Source organism: Paenibacillus sp. FSL P2-0136 (assembly GCF_037975325.1).
GTDB lineage: Bacteria > Bacillota > Bacilli > Paenibacillales > Paenibacillaceae > Paenibacillus_AQ > Paenibacillus_AQ silagei.
On record NZ_CP150244.1, the window covers coordinates 2275974 to 2295193 of the forward strand.

20 protein-coding genes are annotated in these 19220 nt (G+C 55.6%); 17 read left to right on the forward strand and 3 right to left on the reverse strand.

Annotation, left to right across the window (positions count from 1 at the left end; genetic code table 11):
- Positions 1-14: 14 nt before the first annotated feature.
- Positions 15-1004 (reverse strand): permease, encoded by a 990-nt coding sequence (locus NYE26_RS09380; RefSeq protein WP_339255305.1) that lies wholly within the window; start codon positions 1002-1004, stop codon positions 15-17.
- A 31-nt stretch (positions 1005-1035) separates the two neighbouring features.
- Entirely contained in the window at positions 1036-2073 is a 1038-nt protein-coding gene (locus tag NYE26_RS09385) for a GTP-binding protein (RefSeq protein WP_339255307.1), read from the reverse strand.
- Positions 2074-2288: 215 nt separating this feature from the next.
- On the opposite strand from NYE26_RS09385, the gene rpmG reads away from it, so the two are divergent.
- The 7 genes from rpmG (at position 2289) to NYE26_RS09420 (ending at position 8557) form a co-directional block, all read left to right on the forward strand.
- Positions 2289-2438 (forward strand): 50S ribosomal protein L33, encoded by a 150-nt coding sequence (gene rpmG / locus NYE26_RS09390; protein ID WP_036725285.1) that lies wholly within the window; start codon positions 2289-2291, stop codon positions 2436-2438.
- A 320-nt stretch (positions 2439-2758) separates the two neighbouring features.
- The gene (locus NYE26_RS09395) at positions 2759-3967 is read left to right on the forward strand and encodes a GTP-binding protein (RefSeq protein WP_339255310.1); all 1209 of its coding nucleotides are present in this window, start codon (positions 2759-2761) and stop codon (positions 3965-3967) included.
- An 806-nt stretch (positions 3968-4773) separates the two neighbouring features.
- The gene (locus tag NYE26_RS09400; protein WP_339255312.1) at positions 4774-5481 is read left to right on the forward strand and encodes a metal ABC transporter ATP-binding protein; all 708 of its coding nucleotides are present in this window, start codon (positions 4774-4776) and stop codon (positions 5479-5481) included.
- On the forward strand, positions 5427-6290 hold the full coding sequence (locus NYE26_RS09405; RefSeq protein WP_339257416.1) for a metal ABC transporter permease: 864 nt from the start codon (positions 5427-5429) through the stop codon (positions 6288-6290). Before NYE26_RS09400 ends, NYE26_RS09405 begins: the two co-directional genes overlap by 55 nt.
- Positions 6284-7471: a metal ABC transporter substrate-binding protein gene (locus NYE26_RS09410; protein ID WP_339255314.1), complete on the forward strand. Its 1188-nt coding sequence runs from the start codon at positions 6284-6286 to the stop codon at positions 7469-7471. The genes NYE26_RS09405 and NYE26_RS09410 overlap by 7 nt, the downstream gene beginning before the upstream one ends.
- 21 nt (positions 7472-7492) lie before the next feature.
- Positions 7493-7762: a 30S ribosomal protein S14 gene (rpsN, locus tag NYE26_RS09415; RefSeq protein WP_076078385.1), complete on the forward strand. Its 270-nt coding sequence runs from the start codon at positions 7493-7495 to the stop codon at positions 7760-7762.
- A 171-nt stretch (positions 7763-7933) separates the two neighbouring features.
- Entirely contained in the window at positions 7934-8557 is a 624-nt protein-coding gene (locus tag NYE26_RS09420; RefSeq protein ID WP_339255316.1) for a class I SAM-dependent methyltransferase, read from the forward strand.
- Between the two features lie 116 nt (positions 8558-8673).
- Here NYE26_RS09420 and NYE26_RS09425 read toward each other — a convergent pair whose 3' ends face one another.
- On the reverse strand, positions 8674-9258 hold the full coding sequence (locus NYE26_RS09425; RefSeq protein WP_036702276.1) for a helix-turn-helix transcriptional regulator: 585 nt from the start codon (positions 9256-9258) through the stop codon (positions 8674-8676).
- A 199-nt stretch (positions 9259-9457) separates the two neighbouring features.
- On the opposite strand from NYE26_RS09425, the gene NYE26_RS09430 reads away from it, so the two are divergent.
- The 10 genes from NYE26_RS09430 (at position 9458) to NYE26_RS09475 (ending at position 19215) form a co-directional block, all read left to right on the forward strand.
- Positions 9458-9745, forward strand: a complete 288-nt coding sequence (locus NYE26_RS09430; RefSeq protein ID WP_036702274.1) for a Dabb family protein — start codon at positions 9458-9460, stop codon at positions 9743-9745.
- Between the two features lie 218 nt (positions 9746-9963).
- The gene (locus NYE26_RS09435; RefSeq protein ID WP_036725274.1) at positions 9964-10404 is read left to right on the forward strand and encodes a HepT-like ribonuclease domain-containing protein; all 441 of its coding nucleotides are present in this window, start codon (positions 9964-9966) and stop codon (positions 10402-10404) included.
- Positions 10405-10447: 43 nt separating this feature from the next.
- Entirely contained in the window at positions 10448-11113 is a 666-nt protein-coding gene (locus NYE26_RS09440; protein WP_339255319.1) for a metalloregulator ArsR/SmtB family transcription factor, read from the forward strand.
- A 98-nt stretch (positions 11114-11211) separates the two neighbouring features.
- Positions 11212-11691 (forward strand): YtxH domain-containing protein, encoded by a 480-nt coding sequence (locus tag NYE26_RS09445; protein WP_081751142.1) that lies wholly within the window; start codon positions 11212-11214, stop codon positions 11689-11691.
- A 225-nt stretch (positions 11692-11916) separates the two neighbouring features.
- Positions 11917-12723 (forward strand): glutamate racemase, encoded by an 807-nt coding sequence (gene racE / locus NYE26_RS09450; protein WP_036725271.1) that lies wholly within the window; start codon positions 11917-11919, stop codon positions 12721-12723.
- A 168-nt stretch (positions 12724-12891) separates the two neighbouring features.
- Positions 12892-14100, forward strand: a complete 1209-nt coding sequence (locus tag NYE26_RS09455; RefSeq protein ID WP_339255321.1) for a M14 family metallopeptidase — start codon at positions 12892-12894, stop codon at positions 14098-14100.
- A gap of 474 nt (positions 14101-14574) precedes the next feature.
- A complete protein-coding gene (locus NYE26_RS09460; protein WP_209874345.1) occupies positions 14575-15951 on the forward strand; it encodes an FAD-dependent oxidoreductase in 1377 nt (458 codons plus the stop codon).
- Positions 15948-16886 (forward strand): sugar ABC transporter permease, encoded by a 939-nt coding sequence (locus NYE26_RS09465; RefSeq protein ID WP_339255324.1) that lies wholly within the window; start codon positions 15948-15950, stop codon positions 16884-16886. Before NYE26_RS09460 ends, NYE26_RS09465 begins: the two co-directional genes overlap by 4 nt.
- Before the next feature lie 25 nt (positions 16887-16911).
- Positions 16912-17748 carry a carbohydrate ABC transporter permease gene (locus NYE26_RS09470; protein WP_036702263.1) on the forward strand — a complete coding sequence of 279 codons (837 nt, stop codon included), beginning with the start codon at positions 16912-16914 and terminating at the stop codon, positions 17746-17748.
- A 102-nt stretch (positions 17749-17850) separates the two neighbouring features.
- A complete protein-coding gene (locus NYE26_RS09475) occupies positions 17851-19215 on the forward strand; it encodes an extracellular solute-binding protein (RefSeq protein WP_339255327.1) in 1365 nt (454 codons plus the stop codon).
- The last annotated feature ends 5 nt before the right edge of the window (positions 19216-19220 follow it).

Consider the following 19220-nt stretch of genomic DNA (forward strand, 5'->3'; position numbering starts at 1 on the left):
GAATTTCAGGGCAGCTACAGCCAGAATGAAGCCAGCACGGAGCCGGTGAAGACGGCCGCGGCAATGAGGAAGAACAGGTACAGGGCGAATCTGGTCTTGAACAGCGAGAGTAGCATCAGGGCGTTCTTGAAATCGAGCATCGGTCCCAGCACCATGAAGGCGAGCAGCGCCCCGGACGGGAAGGTATGCAGGAAGGTGGACGCAACGAAGGCGTCAGAGGTGGAGCAGAGCGAGAGTGCGAAGGCCAGTCCCATCATGAACACGTAGGAGCCGAGCGGACGGTCTCCAATGGCGGACAGGCTGCTCTGATTCATGAAGGTCTGGATTCCCGCAGTTAGCAGACAGCCGATGATCAGGAATTTGCCCATCTCAAAAAATTCATCCGACGTATGCACCAGGACCGCCGCCGCCCGGCCCCCGCGCAGTGTGCCATGCTGCTCTTCGCTGCCCTCCCGGCGGATGGACAAGCGCAGCGGCGATCTGCGGACGGTTCCGTAGATAATCAGGCCAATGCATGCCGCTACGGCAAAAGCCAGTCCCATCCGGGTGTAGGCCAGCTCCGGATGGGAGCGGAAGGCTGTCAGGGTGGCCCCGTAGACGACCGGGTTGAGGATCGGGCCGGACAGAATGAACACGATGGCCACGTAGAGCGGCATCCCCTTATGCATGAGGCGGCGGACCAGCGGAATCATTCCGCATTCACAGACGGGGAAGAGGATCCCGAGCAGGCAGCCGAAGAGAATCGCCGGAACCGCGCGGCGTGGAATCCAGCGTGAGATCAGCTCGTCCGGCACGAAGACGCGAAGCAGGGAGGAGAGCAGCGCGCCCAGCAGGACAAACGGCAAGGCCTCCAGCAGAATGCCGAGGAATGCGGTTTTGAACGTGTCGACATAGCCGTTGTCCAGCAGGCTTAGATGTCCGGGCAGCCACAGACTGCCCGCTGTGAGCAGAAAAGCGGCGGAAAAGAGCAGCGGCAATATTTTAAACGGCGTAAGGGTTGTCAAGGGTTCATCGGCTCCTTCCCACACAGGGTTCTTAGCTGAATAACGCCGCCCAGCTGCGGCTGATCGCCTTCTCATCCAGATTCAGGCCAATGCAGACGATATAAGGCTGGCCCGGGTAACTTGAAGCCTCCCAGGAGATACGGTTACCTGCAAGCTGCACCAGCTGCACGGAATCCCGGCCTGCAAGCCGCACATGGCCCTTGGCCCGGAGCAGACTGTAGCCCCATTGCCGCAAAAAATGCTCCAGCTCCTCCTGGCGGAGGCTCCCGGTCCATGCGGGGGGAACGGTTAACGTCACTGCTGCCACTTGGGAAAAAGAGCCGTCCGCCCCGGATTCAGGCTCATGTACTGCCGTTGCGCTGCCGGTGCTGCTGCTGCCCGTGTTCATGCGCTGGAGGGCGGTGCCGCTGATATTGCCGGGGCCGCGCCGGGGAGCAGAGCCCTTAAATCCGCGGGCGGCGATGCCTGTCAGCAGCGGGGCGAGATTAATCTGGCTGTAGTGGGTGAAGACAATCTCGGATTCCGAATTTTGCTTGTAGACCATCTTCTCGATCTTCCAGAGGGTCTCCGGTTCTACCAGATCGCTTTTGTTGACGATGATGAGATCAGCGGTGGTGATCTGCTTACGCAGGGTGCGGACGAGCTGCTTGTCGGACGAGAAGCGGCTGCTGTATTCCAGCGCATTCTCGGCATCCAGCAGCGTAATGGCGTGGTGCAGCTGCAGCCGGTCTGCCAGCGCCGGCGCCAGCAGCGACTTCGCGATCTCGTCCGGGTCAGCTACCCCTGTAAGCTCGATGTAGATGATATCCGGGCGGCGTACCAGCAGGGCGGTCAGGCTGCGCGGCAGCTCCTCCTTGCGGCTGCAGCAGATGCAGCCGTCCAGCAGCTTTTCCACACTTGTGCCGGTACTCTCCTGAAGGATATAGCCGTCCACATCTTTTGCGCCCAGCTCATTCATGATTACGCCCGGGTTCAGCCCTCTCCGCTTGCTCTCCTTCAGCAGACTCAGCAGCAGGGTTGTCTTTCCGCTCCCCAGAAATCCGCTTAATATAATCACAGGTATCTTCATGGCTCACTCTCCCGCTCCAATAGTACCGTCCCCATAAGAAGGCGGCCAAGCCGCTTCCGCTTGTAATTCCATCTATACGTCAAGCTTATTCAGGAAAGAACACTAATCTAAGAGAGCCCAAATGTTCCTGGACAGCTGTTGACAGCGGAGGGCGGGAGCGTGTAGAATGTGTAAATCGTAATAATTACGATTAAACAGAAGGGAGCTTGATTGAAATGAGAGTAATCGTTACTTTGGCCTGTACGGAGACGGGCGACCGCAACTATACCACCACAAAGAATAAAAGAACGACACCGGAACGCCTGGAGATGAGAAAATATTGCCCGCGCCTGAAGCGTGTCACACTGCACCGGGAGACCCGCTAAGCTGCGGAAATCACTTTAACTCATCGCTGGCTGAGGGTTTGCATTGCCCCGATTAGAGTGCAAGGGGGAGGCTTGATTGCAGTCTGTACAACTAAATCGCCGGATGTGCCGCCGAATCTCTGTTTAACTGTAGTTCGTGCAATTAAAATGCCTCTATACCTGGATTTTCGCCCATTTGGGCTAATCTAGTTGTACAGAATACAGTTAGAAGAGGAAAGCCTTCCGTTTCACTGTTTTTAGTTGCACAGAATACACTTATCTCTGGTGGTTCGCTACGAACAGAATGCCTTTTTGAAAATATAATCTACAAGGAGAATACAATGGATAAAATTCCTGTAACAGTGCTAAGCGGATATCTTGGCTCCGGCAAGACTACACTGCTCAATCATATTTTGCATAACCGTGAAGGCCTGAAGGTAGCTGTTATCGTCAATGATATGAGTGAAGTGAATGTGGATGCGAATCTGGTGAAATCCGGCAGCAGCCTCTCCCGCACCGAGGAGAAGCTGGTCGAGATGTCCAATGGCTGCATCTGCTGCACCCTCCGCGATGACCTGCTGCGTGAAGTGAATCATCTTGCCTCGGAGGGGCGCTTCGATTACATTCTGATCGAATCCTCCGGGATCAGCGAGCCGGTCCCGGTGGCCCAGACCTTCACTTACCCGAACCCGGAGCTGGATATCGATCTGACGGAGCTGGCCCGGCTGGACACGATGGTTACGGTGGTCGATGCCAACCGCTTCTGGCAGGATTTCGCCTCGGGCGACAGTCTGCTGGACCGCAATATGACGGCGGGCGAAGGCGACTTCCGGGATATCGTCGATCTGCTGATCGATCAGATTGAGACCTGTGATGTGCTGCTGCTCAACAAGTGCGATCTGGTGGAGGAAGCAGAGCTGAACAAGCTGGAGGCGGTTCTGCGCAGACTTCAGCCGCGGGCCAAGATCATCCGTACGGTGAACGCACAAGTGGAGCTATCCGAGATTCTGAATACGGGATTATTCGATTTCGAACAGACCAGCCAGTCGTCCGGCTGGATTGCAGAGCTTGCCAAAGAGGAACACACACCGGAGACTGAGGAATACGGCATCACCTCCTTCGTCTACCGCCGGAGAACGCCGTTCCATCCGCAGCGGCTGAGCTTCTTCTTCAGTAACTGGCCATCCGAGGTCGTCCGGGCGAAGGGATTAGTCTGGCTGGCCGCCAGTGGTGATCTGGCAGCGACCATCAGCCAGGCAGGGCCGTCGATCCAGTTCGGTCCCGCCGGTTATTGGCTGGCTACCCTGCCGGAGGAGCAGCAGCAGGAGGTGCTGGCTGCGGAAGCTGATGTGCTGGCGAAGTGGGACGAGCAGTGGGGAGACCGGCTGAATGAGATCGTCTTCATCGGAGTTCAGATGAACCGAGAGGATATAGAAGCCCGCCTGGACCGCTGCCTGCTGACCGCAGAGGAGATGAGGCAGGACTGGACAACATTCAACAACCCGCTTCCTTGGCACGTCGAGGAGCTGCTTGCGGCGGGGCAGGAATAACTTCTTCTGTAAATGATAGTCTGGAAAGCCGGAATCCTTTCTGCGGATTCCGGCTTTGTGCTGTATAGGGATTAGGCGCTACGAAGGCACGTGAGGCAAGTGCGAATGTAGGCGGAAAACCGAACACATTGTGTATTGCGTCGGCTGGTGGGTCAAATGTAGGCGGAAAACCGAACACATTGTGTATTGCGAGGGCTAGTGGGCCGAATGTATGTGAAAAAGCGAACACATTGTGTAGTGCGAGGGGCTAGTAGAACGAATGTAGGCGGAAAACCGAACACATTGTGTAGTGCGAGGGGCTAGTAGAACGGATGTAGGCGAAAAAGCGAACACATTGTGCTGGTGCGAGGGCTAGTGGGCTGAATGTATGCGGAAAACCGAACACCTTGTGTATTGCGGGGGTAAGTGGGGCATTCATGCTGGCACGGGTGGACATAGACAGAGTCGGTGCGATCCCAATGGCTTGAATTTCGATGTTTTGTCGCACGCTGGCTTGGCCCGAATAAGGTTAATCAGTGTGATTACGATTAATTTGTTGTTTTGGGTTTACAAATCGTAATGATTACGATAATATCAATGAAGTTGAAACATAATCGTAAATATTACGAATAATAATCAATACTTAGTTTGTTTAATCCGTGGAACATGCTTGGTCCAAATTAATAAGTGCCCAACAGCAGACGGAGCAGTAACTACGGCAGCAGCCATAGGATCACGCACGGGATCACGCACGGAATCAGGCACGGAATCAGGCACGGAATCATTACGGCACGCCACAGCGGGCCGAATAGAAAGGGGGAGGAGCGATGATTTTGTCATCCATCAGGGATGTGGTGTTCGGTTACGGGGATGAGCCGGTCATTGACCGCTTGTCGCTGGATCTGGAGGCTGGACAGTTCATTGGAATTACCGGACCGAACGGGGCAGCGAAGACCACGCTGCTCAAGCTGATGTTGGGCCTGCTGAAGCCCTGGAGCGGAACGGTTACTCTGAACCGGGAAATTACCGGAGGAGGCAAGCTTACGGTCGGGTATGTGCCGCAGCAGGTAGCCTCCTTCAATGCCGGATTTCCGAGCAAGGTGATTGAGCTGGTCCGTTCCGGCTGTTATTCAGGGCTGGGATTGTTCCGCCGCTTCACTAAGGAACAGGAAGCGCTTGTCGAGAGCAGCCTGCGGCAGGTGGAGATGTGGGAGTACCGTAACCGGAGAATCGGCGAGCTGTCCGGCGGGCAGAAGCAGCGGATCTGCATCGCCCGCGCGCTGGCGCAGCAGCCGCAGGTGCTGGTGCTGGATGAGCCGGTAACGGGGATGGATGCTGCCAGCCGCACCGGGTTCTATGAGCTGATGCGGCATTATGTCAGCCGGCATGGCCGGACCGTCATCATGGTTACACACGGCCTGGAAGAGACGAGTTCCTATCTGGATACCGTGATTACGCTGGAACGCAAGGAGCAGGAGGGCTGGTCATGCTTGGTTACGAATTCATGCAACGCGCATTTTGGGCAGGAGGCCTGATCGGGCTGATCGGACCCTTGCTGGGAGTCTACCTGATGCTGCGCAGGCAGGTGCTGATGGCCGATACGCTGTCTCATGTCTCCCTTGCCGGAGTAGCACTGGGTTCCGTACTGGGATGGAATCCTGCTCTGAGCGGCTTCGCTGTAGCTATAGCAGGAGGGCTGATTATTGAACAGCTGCGCCGCTCTTACCGTACATACAGCGAGCTTCCGGTTGCTATTATTATGACTTCCGGCCTGGCGCTGGCCGTCGTGCTGATGAGCCTGAAGCAGAATCTGACCAAGAGCTTCAGCTCCTATCTGTTCGGCTCCATCGTTGCCGTAAGTGATACTCAGCTTAAACTGATCGCCTTGGTGGCTGCAGCCGGTCTTCTCTATTTCATCATTCTGCGCCGCCCATTGTACAGCCTAACCTTCGACGAAGAGACGGCCGCTATCAGCGGTGTCCGTACCGGGTGGTTGTCCTTCTCGTTCGCCGTCCTAACCGGCATGACCGTTGCCGCAGCTATGCCGGTGGTGGGTGTGCTGCTCGTATCCGCTCTGATTGTGCTGCCCGCTTCTATAGCGCTGCGGATTGCATCGGGCTTCACGGCAGCCATAATGATCTCCGTCAGTGTGGGGCTGACCGGTGTGTTCAGCGGGCTTACAGCCTCCTACTATATCAACACGCCTCCAGGAGGCACGATTGCACTCATTCTGCTGGTATTTCTGCTGATAGCCATTGCAGTACAGAAGCTGATCAGGCTGCGCAGCCGCAGCCAGTATTCATCTCAAGCCAATGAAGAAAAGGGGTCTCACAACATATGTTGAAATTCAAATCCATAGCAATATCCAATTCGAGCGCACAGTCCACATTCAGAATCCGTCAGCTTGCCGCCTTGTCCCTGACCGCCATGCTATTGATCTCCGGCTGCGGCAACAACACTGCGACGAAAGCCGCTTCAACCAGCAGTCCGGCGGCTTCACCATCGGCTGCGGCCGAAGCTTCATCTGTACCCGCAGGGGATAAATTGAACATTAAGGTTAGCTTTTACCCGATGTACGAATTCACGAAAAGCATTACCGGAGACCTTGCCAATGTGGAGGTGCTGGTCCCGCCCGGAGTCGAGCCGCATGACTGGGAACCGACTGCAAAGGATATGGCTAATATTTCGGATGCAGATGTGCTTGTCTATAATGGCGCAGGCATGGAGGGCTGGGCGCAGCAGATTGTGGACGGTGCTGCCGGAAGTGATCTGATTACGATAGAGGCGAGTAAAGGACTCCAGATTATTGAAGGAACAGAGCACGAACACGAACATGAACACGAACACAGCCATGAAGAGGAAGCTGCGGCTGAAGCAGACCACGATCACGGCCATGACCATCAACATGATGAGTCCGCAACTGAAGGAAGCGGTCACGACCATTCCCATAATGATACAGCTGTCAGTGAAGCAGACCATGACCATGACCATGACCACGGCGGGCTTGATCCTCATGTATGGCTGGACCCGGTGATGGCTATCAAGGAGGTCCGCACCATTGAAGCAGCACTCTCCGCAGCTTTTCCAGGGAATGCAGCCGCCTTCCACGCTAACAGCGATGCTTACATCGCCAAGCTGGAGAAGCTGGATCAGGATTTCAGAGCCGGGCTTCAGAACACGAAGCGTAAGGACTTTATTACCCAGCATGCCGCCTTTGGTTATCTGGCACAGCAATATGGCTTGACTCAGGTGCCGATTGCCGGGTTGTCGCCCGAGCAGGAGCCGTCTGCTGCACAGATGGCCAAGATCGTGGAGTTCGCCAAGGCGAATAAGGTGACTACGATCTTTTTCGAGACCTTGGTCTCCTCCAGTGTCGCCGATACTATTGCCCAGGAAATAGGAGCCAAGACCGCCGTGCTGAACCCAATCGAAGGATTAACAGAGGAAGACGCTGCCCGTAATCTCGATTATCTGAGTCTGATGCGGCAGAATCTTGAAGCGCTAATTCAGGCGTTGAACGAATAAGAACGAAGGAGCTGATCTATAGTGGCTAAGAAGTCAAAGGTTGTAAAGGAACAGAAGCGGCAGGAGCTGGTGGCGAAGTACGCTGACAAACGCAGAGAGCTGAAGGCGGCGGGCGATGTGATGGCACTGCAGAAGCTGCCCCGGGATTCCTCAGCCACCCGTCAAAAAAACAGATGCAGCGTGTCCGGCAGACCGCGCGGCTATTTGAGTACATTCAAGATATCCCGGATCGTCTTCCGGGAGCTGGCGCACAAGGGACAAATTCCGGGAGTTACCAAGTCCAGCTGGTAGGCTGTTAACTTCATAGATGCTATAACGTTAAGACGGCTGATCTCTCTGGTCTACAGGAGCCAGCCGTTTTGCTGTGTTCATAGACTTTGCCGGATCTGGCAGAGTGGACTATGATAGAGAAGAGGGAACAGCTATATAGATATATAATCTGAACAGGAAAGAAGGAGCTGCATGACCGGGTATTGGAGTAAGAGATTTGCGCAGGAGGGAATGATCTGGGGCAGTGAGCCAAGCCCGTCGGCAGAATGGGCGAAGCGGAAATTCCAGGAGGCAGGAGTATCCACTGTACTCGTTCCGGGTGCCGGGTATGGGCGGCATACCAAGGTGTTCTCTGCTGATTTTACAGTATACGGCATAGAATTAAGTGAGCCGGCGCTGGAGCTGGGCGCAGCATGGGACCCGGGAACTAGCTTTATTGCAGGCTCGGCGCTGGAGCGTCAGCTTGGGCAGCCTGTGGATGCCGTATACTGCTATGATGTTCTGCATTTATTCCTCGCCGGGGACCGCCGCAGGCTGATTGAGGCCAGTCTCAGTCAGGTTAGGACTGGAGGGCTGCTTTACTTCACCAGCTTCTCCGACGAAGATCCCAATAACGGCTGCGGGAGAGAGCTGGAGCCGGGCACCTTTGAATATAAAGAGGATAAATATGCCCACTTCTTCAGCGATGCCGATTTGCGGGAGCATTTTGCCGGGACGGAGATTCTGGAGACAGGTTCATTTACCGAGTCGTTGCAGAACCCGCAGGGCGGGACTCATGAATACATACTAAGAACGATCCTTGCGCTCAAACGGTAACTGCCATCTGCGAAAGTAACGTCAACATGGCCCCTCCCTGCGGCGAGAAGGACCCTACTGTGAACCTGATGCTGTGCGTGCTCCCACTTCTTCCTGCGGCTTCCTATTAATGAAGGTTAATGCAGCTCGCAGTCGGCGAACAGGATATGCCGCGGAATGCGGAAGAAATTCTCGGCCTTCTCCTGCAGGGCCAGGGTAGGCAGATGGCAGTGGTGCAGCCACTTGCGGAAGGTGCCGGGATGGACGCCGATCCAGATGCTGACATCGGTTACCGAGAAATCATACACCATGCAGAGTCCGGTCAGAATCGCGTTATGCTGCGGTGAATGGGCGAGCGTTCTTTTCATGAAACGGGATGGGGTCGGCTGGCACACAATCGGACTTTGCCGCAGAAGAGCTTCATTGAACAGGATATGGGGCGGATAGCCTAAATGGCGGCAGACCTTGTCCAGATTGGTTCTGGAGGGAATGCGTCCTTCATATACCCATGCGCTTACGCTGCGTGAGGAGACGGAGAGCTCTTCTGCGAGACGGGAGAGCTTCATGTCCTTGGCCATCAGGATGGCCAGCAGAACGCGGTTGCGGATCTGGCTGCGTTTGGGGCGGCGAAATCTTTTGACCCGTACGCCTTGTCCAAGATATTTGCGGTTGATCAGAGACCAGGCCTGAATTTTATGTGTTTCTTGCTGATTTTTAGCCATAATACCTCCGGGTGTACTGATTTAATGAAGTGACGGATCATCTAGTTTAGCTGTTATGACTTTACCATTTCATCACGGCATTCGTCCAGAGTGCAAAGCTCCTGTTTTGGTCATGAACCAAGATTGTTTCAGTAATGCTGCAGTTTATGATATATTTTGAGTAATCAATTTCACATTAATCAGGCTGGGAGCGGGATAGATGATCAAGCATATTGTTTTCTTCAAATTAAAGGACCGGTCCCCGGACAAGGTCGCAGAGACTGTTGCAGTCCTCCGTAATATGGAAGGAAGAATTCCGCAGCTGCTGTCCATTGAAGTCGGGGCCGATCTGATTCACTCGGAGCGTTCGTTCGATATCGCCCTGGTCACGGTTGTTGCCTCGATGGAGGATCTGCAGGCGTATCAGGTGCACCCGGCTCACAAGGAAGTCATTGCCCATATCAACGAGGTCAAGGAGCTGTCGGTAGCGGTCGATTACGAGATCTGAGACTGCACGACTTGCAAGGCTGGAACCCATTAAGCACGGAAAGCGGTGAGCGGAATGCGTGAGCTTGAGTATCCGATGGAAGCATTGACGTATCTGATTGTTTTTATGGCGGCGTGTGTCGTGATGGTGTTCTGGCTGAAGCGCCGGGGCAGGCGGGGGAAATAACGGCAGTTCATGTTAAGGAAGGTCACTAAATACCGCAGGGTGGAGGGTCAGCTGTGTATTATGTCAACCGGAAGCAAATAGAAGTTATTCTTGAACAGATCCCTGATCTTAATGAAGGTCTAGCACATGCAGCTTCTTCCTGGGACGGCAGTACGCTGCTGGGTCTGGTGCAGGAACGGTGCTTACATCTGGCCGTTGAAGTCGTGACGGATGTGGGCAGCTGTCTGATTGACGGGTTCATTATGCGTGATGCCGGAAGCTACGAGGATATTATATCTATTATCCATGAGGAAAAGGTGCTGGGAGACAGCGGGATCTACGAGGATCTGACTTCGCTTGTAGCCTTGCGTAAGCCGCTGGTTCAGGATTATTTCGTATGGGAACGCAGAGAGCTGCACCCCATGACCCGGACGCTGCCGGATATTCTGGAGAAGTTCGCCTGCGAGGTGCGCAGGTATCTGGATCAGGAGCTGGGCAGCGGGGTCACGGGTTAGCTGAGCCGGGGCTGTGTGCATACAGACAGAAAGGAGGTCCTTTATGGCGAAGAAGGGTCAGGAGAGCGGTTCTACCCGGCGGATGATTATGACGCTGCTGAAGATGAGAGGTCCGCTGACGATCAGCGCTCTTGCCGAGGAATTGGGAATTACCGAGATGGGTGTCCGCCGCCATGTGCTTCAGCTGGAGCAGGAGTCGCTTGCCAAGACCAAGGTTGTGCGCCAGGCCATGGGACGTCCGATGCATGTATATTCGCTTACCGAGCGGGCGGAGGATCATTTTCCCAAAAGCTATCACAATCTGGCGCTGGAGCTGCTGCGGGAGCTGGACCACGGGAGCGGGGCGGATGCGGTCAATATACTGTTTGAAGGCCGCAAGCGGCGGATGCTTGCCCAGTACAGTAGGGTGATGCAGAGCCGTGATCTGGAGGAGCGGGTGGCGGAGCTGTCAACCATTCAGAATGCCGGGGGCTATATGGCGGAGTGGAGCAAGGAAGAGGACGGCTCATACACACTGAGGGAGTATAATTGTCCCATTCGTCAGGTGGCTACCCAGTACCGCAAGGCCTGCCAGTGCGAGCAGCATTTGTTCGAGGAGCTGCTGGAAGCGAAGGTGACACGCAGTGAGTGTATGGCGGAAGGCGGCCAATGCTGCCGGTATGCAATCACGCCGAACCCTGAGCAGAAAACTTCCGAAATCAAGGGCTGAACAGTCACAGGACATCCTCTCTATGCTTATGATATAGCAGAAATAGGCGATCGCCCGGGTGGCCGGGCAGAGGCACTTAGAATCCAAAGGAGAGATTGATGATGAAAAAAGATAACAAAAGCTTGCTCTGGGGCGTACTCGCCGGCAGTATTGTGGGATCGGTGACAGCGCTGCTGTTCGCCCCTAAGCCGGGTAAGGAGCTGCGCAAGGATATTGCCGAAGGCACAACGGAAGCTGTGGATAAGGTTCAGGTTATTGCCGGCCAGGCCGGCGAGAAAACCACAGAGATCTACGGTAAGGCCAAAGAAGCTGTAGTCTCGGTGGTAAGCGAAGTCAAGGAATGGAGCAAATCCGTCAAGGATGCGGTGGAAGAAGCAGATGTAGCTACTGTAAGCGGCATTGCGGAGCAGGCTGTGGAAGTTACCGATGCAGTGGAAGCTGTGCGTGACGAGGTGGCTGCATATGAGGCTGCTGAAGAAGCGGCAGTGGTGGAGGCTGAGATCGAAGCTGTGACCGGTACAGATGCTGCTGTAGCGGAAGCTATCGAGGATGGCAAAACCGCAGGGAAGCTGTCCTAAGCTTGATATAAAAGATATGGAGCCGTTTTCCGCTGCACAGGCGGGAGGCGGCTTTTGCGTGTGGCGGCATGCTTCGGGTGGGTCTGCATTATGGCTCCGCTATCTTCCCTACTTGAACTGAACCGGCAAATGGGGTAATATCTGCAATTGGGGCTGAAATCCTGGTACACATTATTCCAGCCTTACATAAGCTACACAAAACGAGTTAAAGGATGCGGTGTGTTCGTGCAGCAGGCAATAGCAATATTAGACTCAGGCGTAGGAGGATTGACCGTAGTCAAGGAAGTGATGCGACAGCTCCCCCGGGAGAAAATCATCTATTTCGGCGACACGGCAAGAGCCCCGTACGGACCCCGTTCCACTGAGGAAGTGAAATTGTTCACTGAACAAATCGTGGACTATTTAATTCAATTTAATCCTAAAATGATCGTCATTGCTTGCAATACAGCAACGGCAGCAGCGCTTGATTATATCTCCGCCAAGGTAGCCATTCCTGTGATCGGAGTCATTCACCCCGGTGCCCGCGCCGCCATCAGCGCATCCAAGAGCGGACAGGTCGGCGTGATCGGGACCATCGGCACGATTACAAGCGGTGCTTATACGGCGGCGCTGAAGCAGTTGTCTCCCTTTGTTCAGGTGGTCAGCCAAGCCTGCCCGGCGCTTGTGCCCTACGTAGAGCAGGGGTTATTCCGCTCGGAGGAGAGCCATCTGGCGGTGGCCGAATCACTGAACGGCATCAAGTACGAGCCGATCGATACGCTGATTCTCGGCTGCACCCATTATCCGTTCCTGGTGGAGCCGATCGGCAGGGTGATGGGACCCGGCGTCAAGCTGATCAGCTCGGCGGATGAGACGGCGCGGGAGATCAGCACCATCCTCTACGATAAAGGCCAGCTGGCGCGCGGGGATGAGAGTCCGATTCACCAGTTCTTCTGCAGCGGAGATGCGGAAATCTTCCAGCGGATTGCCCGGGACTGGCTGGGCGAGCAGATCAGCCGGACGCCGGTAGTATGGCAAGTATCTACTCTGTAGGATGAGAGCATTGCAGCGGCGAACTGAATAGGGACAAACCCCCGAGTTGCTACATTTCCACATGACCCGCTGCTGCTGCTCATATACTAGGCATGAGGGCCGGGTCCCGTATGTCATCACGGAGGATGTTAGGGATGCCGGCACAAGAGGGCCGGGAGGATGAGACCTATGCAGCAATACATTGCCCGCAGGGGAGATACCGTAAGCCGTATCGCCGCAAGACACGGATTGACACCGGAGCATGTCATACAGGGGAATCCATGGGCTGGCAGCCAGCCGTATTTATATCCGGGGCAGGTGCTGTTCCTGCCGTCTGCCCCGCGCAAGCGGTATGCGGTGCAGGCGGGGGACGATGCGCAGAGCATCGCGTCCTTGTTCGGGGTTGGCATAGATGAGCTGGAGATGCTGAATCCCGGGGTAAGCTCGGGACGTATCTGCCTGCCGGGCAAGGTGCTGGTGATTCCGGCGGCCACCCGGGGGACAGAGGTTTATCTGCACGGGGAATACGGACCGGCTGAGATTGAGGCGGATGCTGCAAGACTTGCGGACCGCTATCCTTTTGTCAGCAGCGAGGTTATAGGCTACAGTGTGCTCGGCAAGCCGCTCCGTCTGCTGCGGATCGGCAGCGGCCCGCGCCACCTGCATGTGAATGCCGCGCTGCATGCCAACGAATGGTTGACGTCCCCGTGTCTGATGAGCTTTCTTGAAGAATATGCGGCTGCTTATGAATCAGGTGCGGACTGGCACGGGCGTCAGCCTGTGGACTGGCACCGGGACTGGACACTCTGGGCCGTGCCGATGGCGAATCCCGACGGTGTCGAGCTGGTGCAGGAAGGGGCGATGCCGGACCATCCTCATTATGCAGAGCTGATGAGGTGGAACTGCGGCAGGCGCAGCTTCCGGCACTGGAAGGCGAACATCCGCGGTGTCGATCTTGGAGACCAGTTCCCCGCACACTGGGAGGAGGAACGCGACCGGCGGCAGGTGCCCGGCCCGGCACCGCGCGATTACAGCGGCCCGGCGCCGCTCAGTGAGCCGGAGGCGGCGGCACTGGCGGCGCTGGCCGAGCGGGTTCCGGGCGATGCCGCCGTATCCCTGCACAGCCAGGGGGCAGAGATCTACTGGAACTACCGGGGCTATGAGCCGCCGGAGAGTAAGCAGTGGGCAGCGGCGCTTGCGGCGGTGAGCGGCTACAGGGCAGTGGAGCTGACCGGCAGCGATGCCGGCTACAAGGACTGGTTCATCGAGCGCTTCCGCAAGCCGGGCTTCACCGTAGAGCTGGGAGTGGGCAAGAATCCGCTTCCCGTGGCTGATTTTGAGGATATGGCGCTGGACACCGGCCTGATTCTAAGTGCGATTCTGTCGAATTTGAAATAAAAATGAAACAATCTCTGCAAATTTGCGTAAGATAACAGCAAAGGGCACGGCCGCAATCCTGACCAAATGATGCTTTGCGGCTGTATCCTTTTTTTGCGTGGGGATGAAGAGCATAAGTGCCCCTGATTTCAGTAAAAGTTGGCTGGGTGAGCCAATGAGGTGTGTAAGTGCCCCTGATTCGCGGGATGCTGCCACTGCCACCAGTCACCACATACCTGACCTAAGAAACTGTTCTTTCATAGAGTTGGAGGGAGACCTCCTACTTCTGTAAGAATGGTTTCTTTAGTATGCTAACGCCTATCTGCGCTTGTTAGCGCAGGCGCTTAGGTCTGAAAATGAGAGTCAAAATAATACACATTAACGCGTATGAAAGCTATACCGTATCCGCCAAAGTCTCTTGCTAAAATTAGCGTATAGAAGAGCGGCGGAGGGCTTCACGGAAAGAGGACTACCCGCCGGGAAAGTGAGAGCCAAATGGAGAATGATACGTATACGCTGAAAAGTAAACCAATCCCACTGAACGCCTCCTACGACGTAATTGTAGTCGGAGGCGGGCCGGCGGGCTGCACCGCCGCAGCGGCGGCGGCCAGGGAAGGGGCGCGGACACTGCTGGTCGAAGCGACCGGGAGCCTTGGAGGAATGGGAACCTCCGGCCTGGTACCGGCCTGGTGCCCATTCTCGGACAAAGAGAAGATGGTCTACCGTGGTCTCGCGGCCAAGGTGTTCAATACCTTAAAGGCTCAAATGCCGCATGTGCCGGAGGATGCGATGGACTGGGTGCCGATCGAACCGGAGAAGCTGAGGCGGGTCTATGACGATCTCGTAACGGAGTCGGGTGCCCACATCCTGTTCCTGACCTCGCTTGCGGATGTGGATAGAGACGACCACGGCAACATCACCACACTCCTCCTTCTCAATAAAAGCGGCCTGCAGGCCTTCCGGGCAGCCGTGTATATCGATTGCACAGGAGATGGCGATGTTGCTGCATGGGCAGGTGCCGAGTACCAAATGGGGGACGAAGCGACCGGCGAGCTTCAGCCCGCGACCCATTGCTTCATACTGGGCAACGTGGATGATTATGCTTATGTGAATGGGCCGAAGCTCCATGCGGAGAACCCGCACAGCCCGATCCATGAGGTGGTCCGCTCAGGAGAATATCCGGGCATTCCGGATACGCATCTGTGCAACAATATGGTAGCTCCGCGTGCCGTAGGCTTCAATGCCGGACATCTCTGGGGAATTGACAACACGAATGCCTTCTCCGTATCCGGGGCGCTGGTAGAGGGACGCAAGATGGCGGCCGCCTACCGGGACATGCTTGCCGCTGTACACCCTGCGGCCTTCGGCAATGCGGTAGTGATGAGCACAGGCACACTGATCGGCACGCGGGAATCCCGGCGGATTACCGGCGATTATGTCCTGACTGCGGAGGATTACATCTCCCGCAGAAGCTTCGATGATGAGATCTGCCGCAACAGCTACTTCATTGATGTGCATGGCACACAGAAGGAGCAGCAGAGCGGCGCCGGATCCAGCCAGTCCATCACGCTCTACGGGCCTGGTGAATCGCACGGCATTCCGTACCGCTGCCTTACGCCGCGCGGACTACGCAACGTTCTGGTCGCCGGACGGTCTATCTCCTGTGACCGCAGGGTGCTCGGCAGCGTGCGTGTGATGCCGGTCTGCCTGGCGATGGGCGAAGCTGCCGGACTTGCTGCGGCACTGGCTGCCGCTCAGACCGGAGGCGATGTCCATGCCGTAGATGTCCCCCTCCTTCGCGCCCGTCTCCGGGAAGAAGGCGGCTATCTGCCGGACAACCAAGCTGAAACTGCAAGGGAGAGATTGCAATGAGTGAATCTGCAGTTACCCGGAAAACGGCCAAGCCCGCAGCCGGTACCTATTGGACGCGCAAGAGACGGGAGCAGCTCGCCGGATGGCTGTTCATTGCGCCGGAGGTCATCGGGATGCTCGTCATCGCGGTGTTCCCGCTGCTGTTCAGCCTGTTCCTCAGTCTGACGGAGTGGAACCTGGTCGGCGGCTTGTCGGCGATTAACTTTGTCGGTCTTGATAACTTTATCGAGCTGTTCAGGGACAACCGCTTCCTGCTGGCCCTGAAGAATAATGTGCTGTTCACGGTCGGCACAGTGCCGGTCACGATGCTGCTGGGGGTGGTGCTCTCAGCGCTGATCCATAAGAAGCTGTATGCCAAGACCTTTTTCAAGGTAGCCTTCTTTGTACCTTATATCTGTTCCACGGTAGCCATCGCCGCAGTCTGGCAAGCGCTCTACCATCCGTCCAAGGGGCCGGTCAATCAGATTCTGATGCAGCTTGGAGTATCCGAACCGCCGCGCTGGCTGGTCGATACCAGCTTCTCGCTGATTGCCATTATGATTATCTACGTCTGGCAGCTGCTGGGCTATCAGATGATTATTTTCCTGGCGGGGATGACGAATATTCCCGAGGAGCTGTATGAGGCGGCGACAATTGACGGGGCCAGCGGGATCGGACAATTCCGGCGGATTACGCTGCCGCTGCTGGGGCCGACCACCTTTTTTCTGGCGATAACGAGCACGATCTCTTCCTTCAAAATCTTCGATATGATCAAGTTCCTCACCGGCGGCGGGCCTAACTATTCCAGTACCGTTATCGTGTACCAGATCTACGAAGAAGGATTCGAGCGCTTCAAAATGGGCTATGCCTCGGCGATGTCCTGGGTGCTGTTCCTGATTATTATGCTGGTGACCTCCATTACCTGGATAACCCAGAACCGCAAGGTCCATTACTAGTCCAAGGCGAAAGGAACGAAAGGTAATGACAATGAAAAAACTTAAGCCCGGCAATCTGATCTTCACGGTCCTGTTCGCCCTGTGCTCGGTATTCTTCCTGATGCCGCTGGTCTGGATGCTGTCGGCGGCCTCGAAGACGGAGAAGGAGGTCTGGACCTTCCCGATTCAGTGGATTCCCACCGACTGGAATCTGATCGCTAACTTCAAGGCCGTATGGATGGGTGATGTGGCATTCGGATTATTCTATATGAACTCGCTCAAAATCGCCCTGATCTCCACCCTGGCGACAATCGTCATCTCGGCCATGGCCGGGTATGCGCTCGCCAAGCTGGATTTCAAAGGCCGGGCGCTGATCTTCACCCTGATGCTGGCGTTCATGATGATCCCGGAGCAGGCAACACTCGTTCCGCGCTATATTATGATTAAGGAGCTGGGTCTCTATGACTCCCATGCCGCGCTGATCCTGATGGGGATGTTCTCCAGCTACTTCACCTTCCTGCTGCGCCAGTTCATGATCGGGATTCATAATGATATGCTGGAAGCGGCGGAGCTGGACGGCGCCGGGTTCTTACGGATTTTCTGGAGCGTGGTGCTGCCGCTGAGCCGCCCGATTCTGGCAACAGTGGGGATTATCAAGTTCATCTGGACCTGGAATGATTACCAGGGGCCGCTGATTATGCTGAATTCGACCAAGCTGTATACGATTCCGCTCGGGATGCAATTTTTCAAGGAGGAATTCGGTACACAGATCTCCGTCATGATGATGGCCTCCGTCGCCGCGATTCTGCCGCTGCTGGTGCTGTTCCTGATCCTCCAGAAGCAGGTCATTAACGGGATTGCTATCGGAGGCGTGAAAGGGTAAAGGTCAAAAAAGTGTACGCGCACACCGCATAGCTGTACACGGTGTGCGCAAAGCTTAGATTGTATAATGAGCCTGCAGACAACAAATCAAGGGGGAATTGCTTTGAAAAAACTACCATTAATGCTTGCCAGTATGCTCCTCATGCTCTCCGTCACCGCTTGCGGCGGGAATGGGGGCAACACCTCAGCAGCAACCGATGCACCAGCCTCGGCTGATCCGTCTGCCGGAACCGCCGGCACAGCCCAGCCCGCAGGCAAAGCCAAGATCAAATTCTACACCTTCAAGGCCGATAAGCCGGAAGAGCCGATCTACCAGGCCGTGCAGGCTTACAATGAAGCTCAGGATAAAGTGGAAGTGGAGTATGAATCTCTGGTCCAGAACAGCGACAGCACAGATTTCATGAAGAAGCTGGATATTCTGGTCGCAGGCGGCGAAGTGGTCGATGTGTTCATGACCGGGAACGAGGATGAGCTGCTGGAGCGCGCTTCGCGGGGAGTTGTGGAACCGCTTAACTCCTTTTTTGAACAGGAGAGTATTAAACCCGAGGATGAATATTCCAAGCTGCTGAAGCTGGACGACAAGGTCTACGGCATCCTGCCCAGCTCCACGCAGTGGCTGACGGTCTTCAATAAGGATCATCTGGAAGCCGCAGGGCTGACCCTGCCGGAGATGGGCTGGACTTGGGATGATTTCCGTGAGTATGCCAAGAAGCTGACGACACCCGAGCACTTCGGAACCTACTTTCACACCTGGGGCGAATATCCGAACATTATCGCATACACCGAGAAGCCGCATCCGCAGCTTAGCGCAGACTTGAAGCCGATTTTTGACGATCCGTCCTTCGAATACTTCTTCAACCTCCGCCGCACAATGGAGAAGGAAGATAAGAGCGCGGAGCCGTATGCCGATGTGCTGGCCTCGAACTACCATGTGCTGCAGCAGTTTTTTGCCGGAAATGCCAGTATGCTGGCCGTGCCAAGCTATGCTGTCCGGGCGGCGCTGAACCTGGAGAAATTCCCGCATGAGTTCCAGAGCATGTACGCTCCGCTGCCGCGTTCGGTGGACAGTAAGGAACTGGGCATGACGAATATCTCCGGCGGCGGCCTGGCCATGGGCGCGAAATCAGCGAATAAGGAAGCCTCGTATGACTTCATCCGCTGGATGTCCAAGGAAGCCTACAAGTTCACCAAGGAGATTCCTTCGTTCAAGGGCGTGGACGGGGCGGAGCTGATTAACGGCTTTTTCGGGGAAAATACAGATCTGATCGATACCGCTTCCCTCACCAAAACGCTGTTCGATCCAAATATTAAAATGCCGGACACCTTCAGTGTACCCTATGGCAGCGAGCTGAAAGCGATTGTGGAGAACGGCTTCGCCAGCTTCATCCTGGATAACCGCAGCTTCGATGAGGTCAAGAGTGAGATGACAGCGGAAGTCGAGAAGGTAGTTTCTGCCAATCAGAAATAACGGAT

Coding starts and splice junctions, on each gene's coding strand:
- NYE26_RS09440 (WP_339255319.1), top strand. CDS start 10,448: ATGGCGAAGAAGGGTCAGGAGAGCGGTTCTACCCGGCGGATGATTATG.
- NYE26_RS09395 (WP_339255310.1), top strand. CDS start 2,759: ATGGATAAAATTCCTGTAACAGTGCTAAGCGGATATCTTGGCTCCGGC.
- NYE26_RS09455 (WP_339255321.1), top strand. CDS start 12,892: ATGCAGCAATACATTGCCCGCAGGGGAGATACCGTAAGCCGTATCGCC.
- NYE26_RS09420 (WP_339255316.1), top strand. CDS start 7,934: ATGACCGGGTATTGGAGTAAGAGATTTGCGCAGGAGGGAATGATCTGG.
- NYE26_RS09385 (WP_339255307.1), bottom strand. CDS start 2,073: ATGAAGATACCTGTGATTATATTAAGCGGATTTCTGGGGAGCGGAAAG.
- NYE26_RS09460 (WP_209874345.1), top strand. CDS start 14,575: ATGGAGAATGATACGTATACGCTGAAAAGTAAACCAATCCCACTGAAC.
- NYE26_RS09400 (WP_339255312.1), top strand. CDS start 4,774: ATGATTTTGTCATCCATCAGGGATGTGGTGTTCGGTTACGGGGATGAG.
- NYE26_RS09465 (WP_339255324.1), top strand. CDS start 15,948: ATGAGTGAATCTGCAGTTACCCGGAAAACGGCCAAGCCCGCAGCCGGT.
- NYE26_RS09425 (WP_036702276.1), bottom strand. CDS start 9,258: ATGGCTAAAAATCAGCAAGAAACACATAAAATTCAGGCCTGGTCTCTG.
- NYE26_RS09445 (WP_081751142.1), top strand. CDS start 11,212: ATGATGAAAAAAGATAACAAAAGCTTGCTCTGGGGCGTACTCGCCGGC.
- NYE26_RS09410 (WP_339255314.1), top strand. CDS start 6,284: ATGTTGAAATTCAAATCCATAGCAATATCCAATTCGAGCGCACAGTCC.
- rpmG (WP_036725285.1), top strand. CDS start 2,289: ATGAGAGTAATCGTTACTTTGGCCTGTACGGAGACGGGCGACCGCAAC.
- NYE26_RS09470 (WP_036702263.1), top strand. CDS start 16,912: ATGACAATGAAAAAACTTAAGCCCGGCAATCTGATCTTCACGGTCCTG.
- NYE26_RS09430 (WP_036702274.1), top strand. CDS start 9,458: ATGATCAAGCATATTGTTTTCTTCAAATTAAAGGACCGGTCCCCGGAC.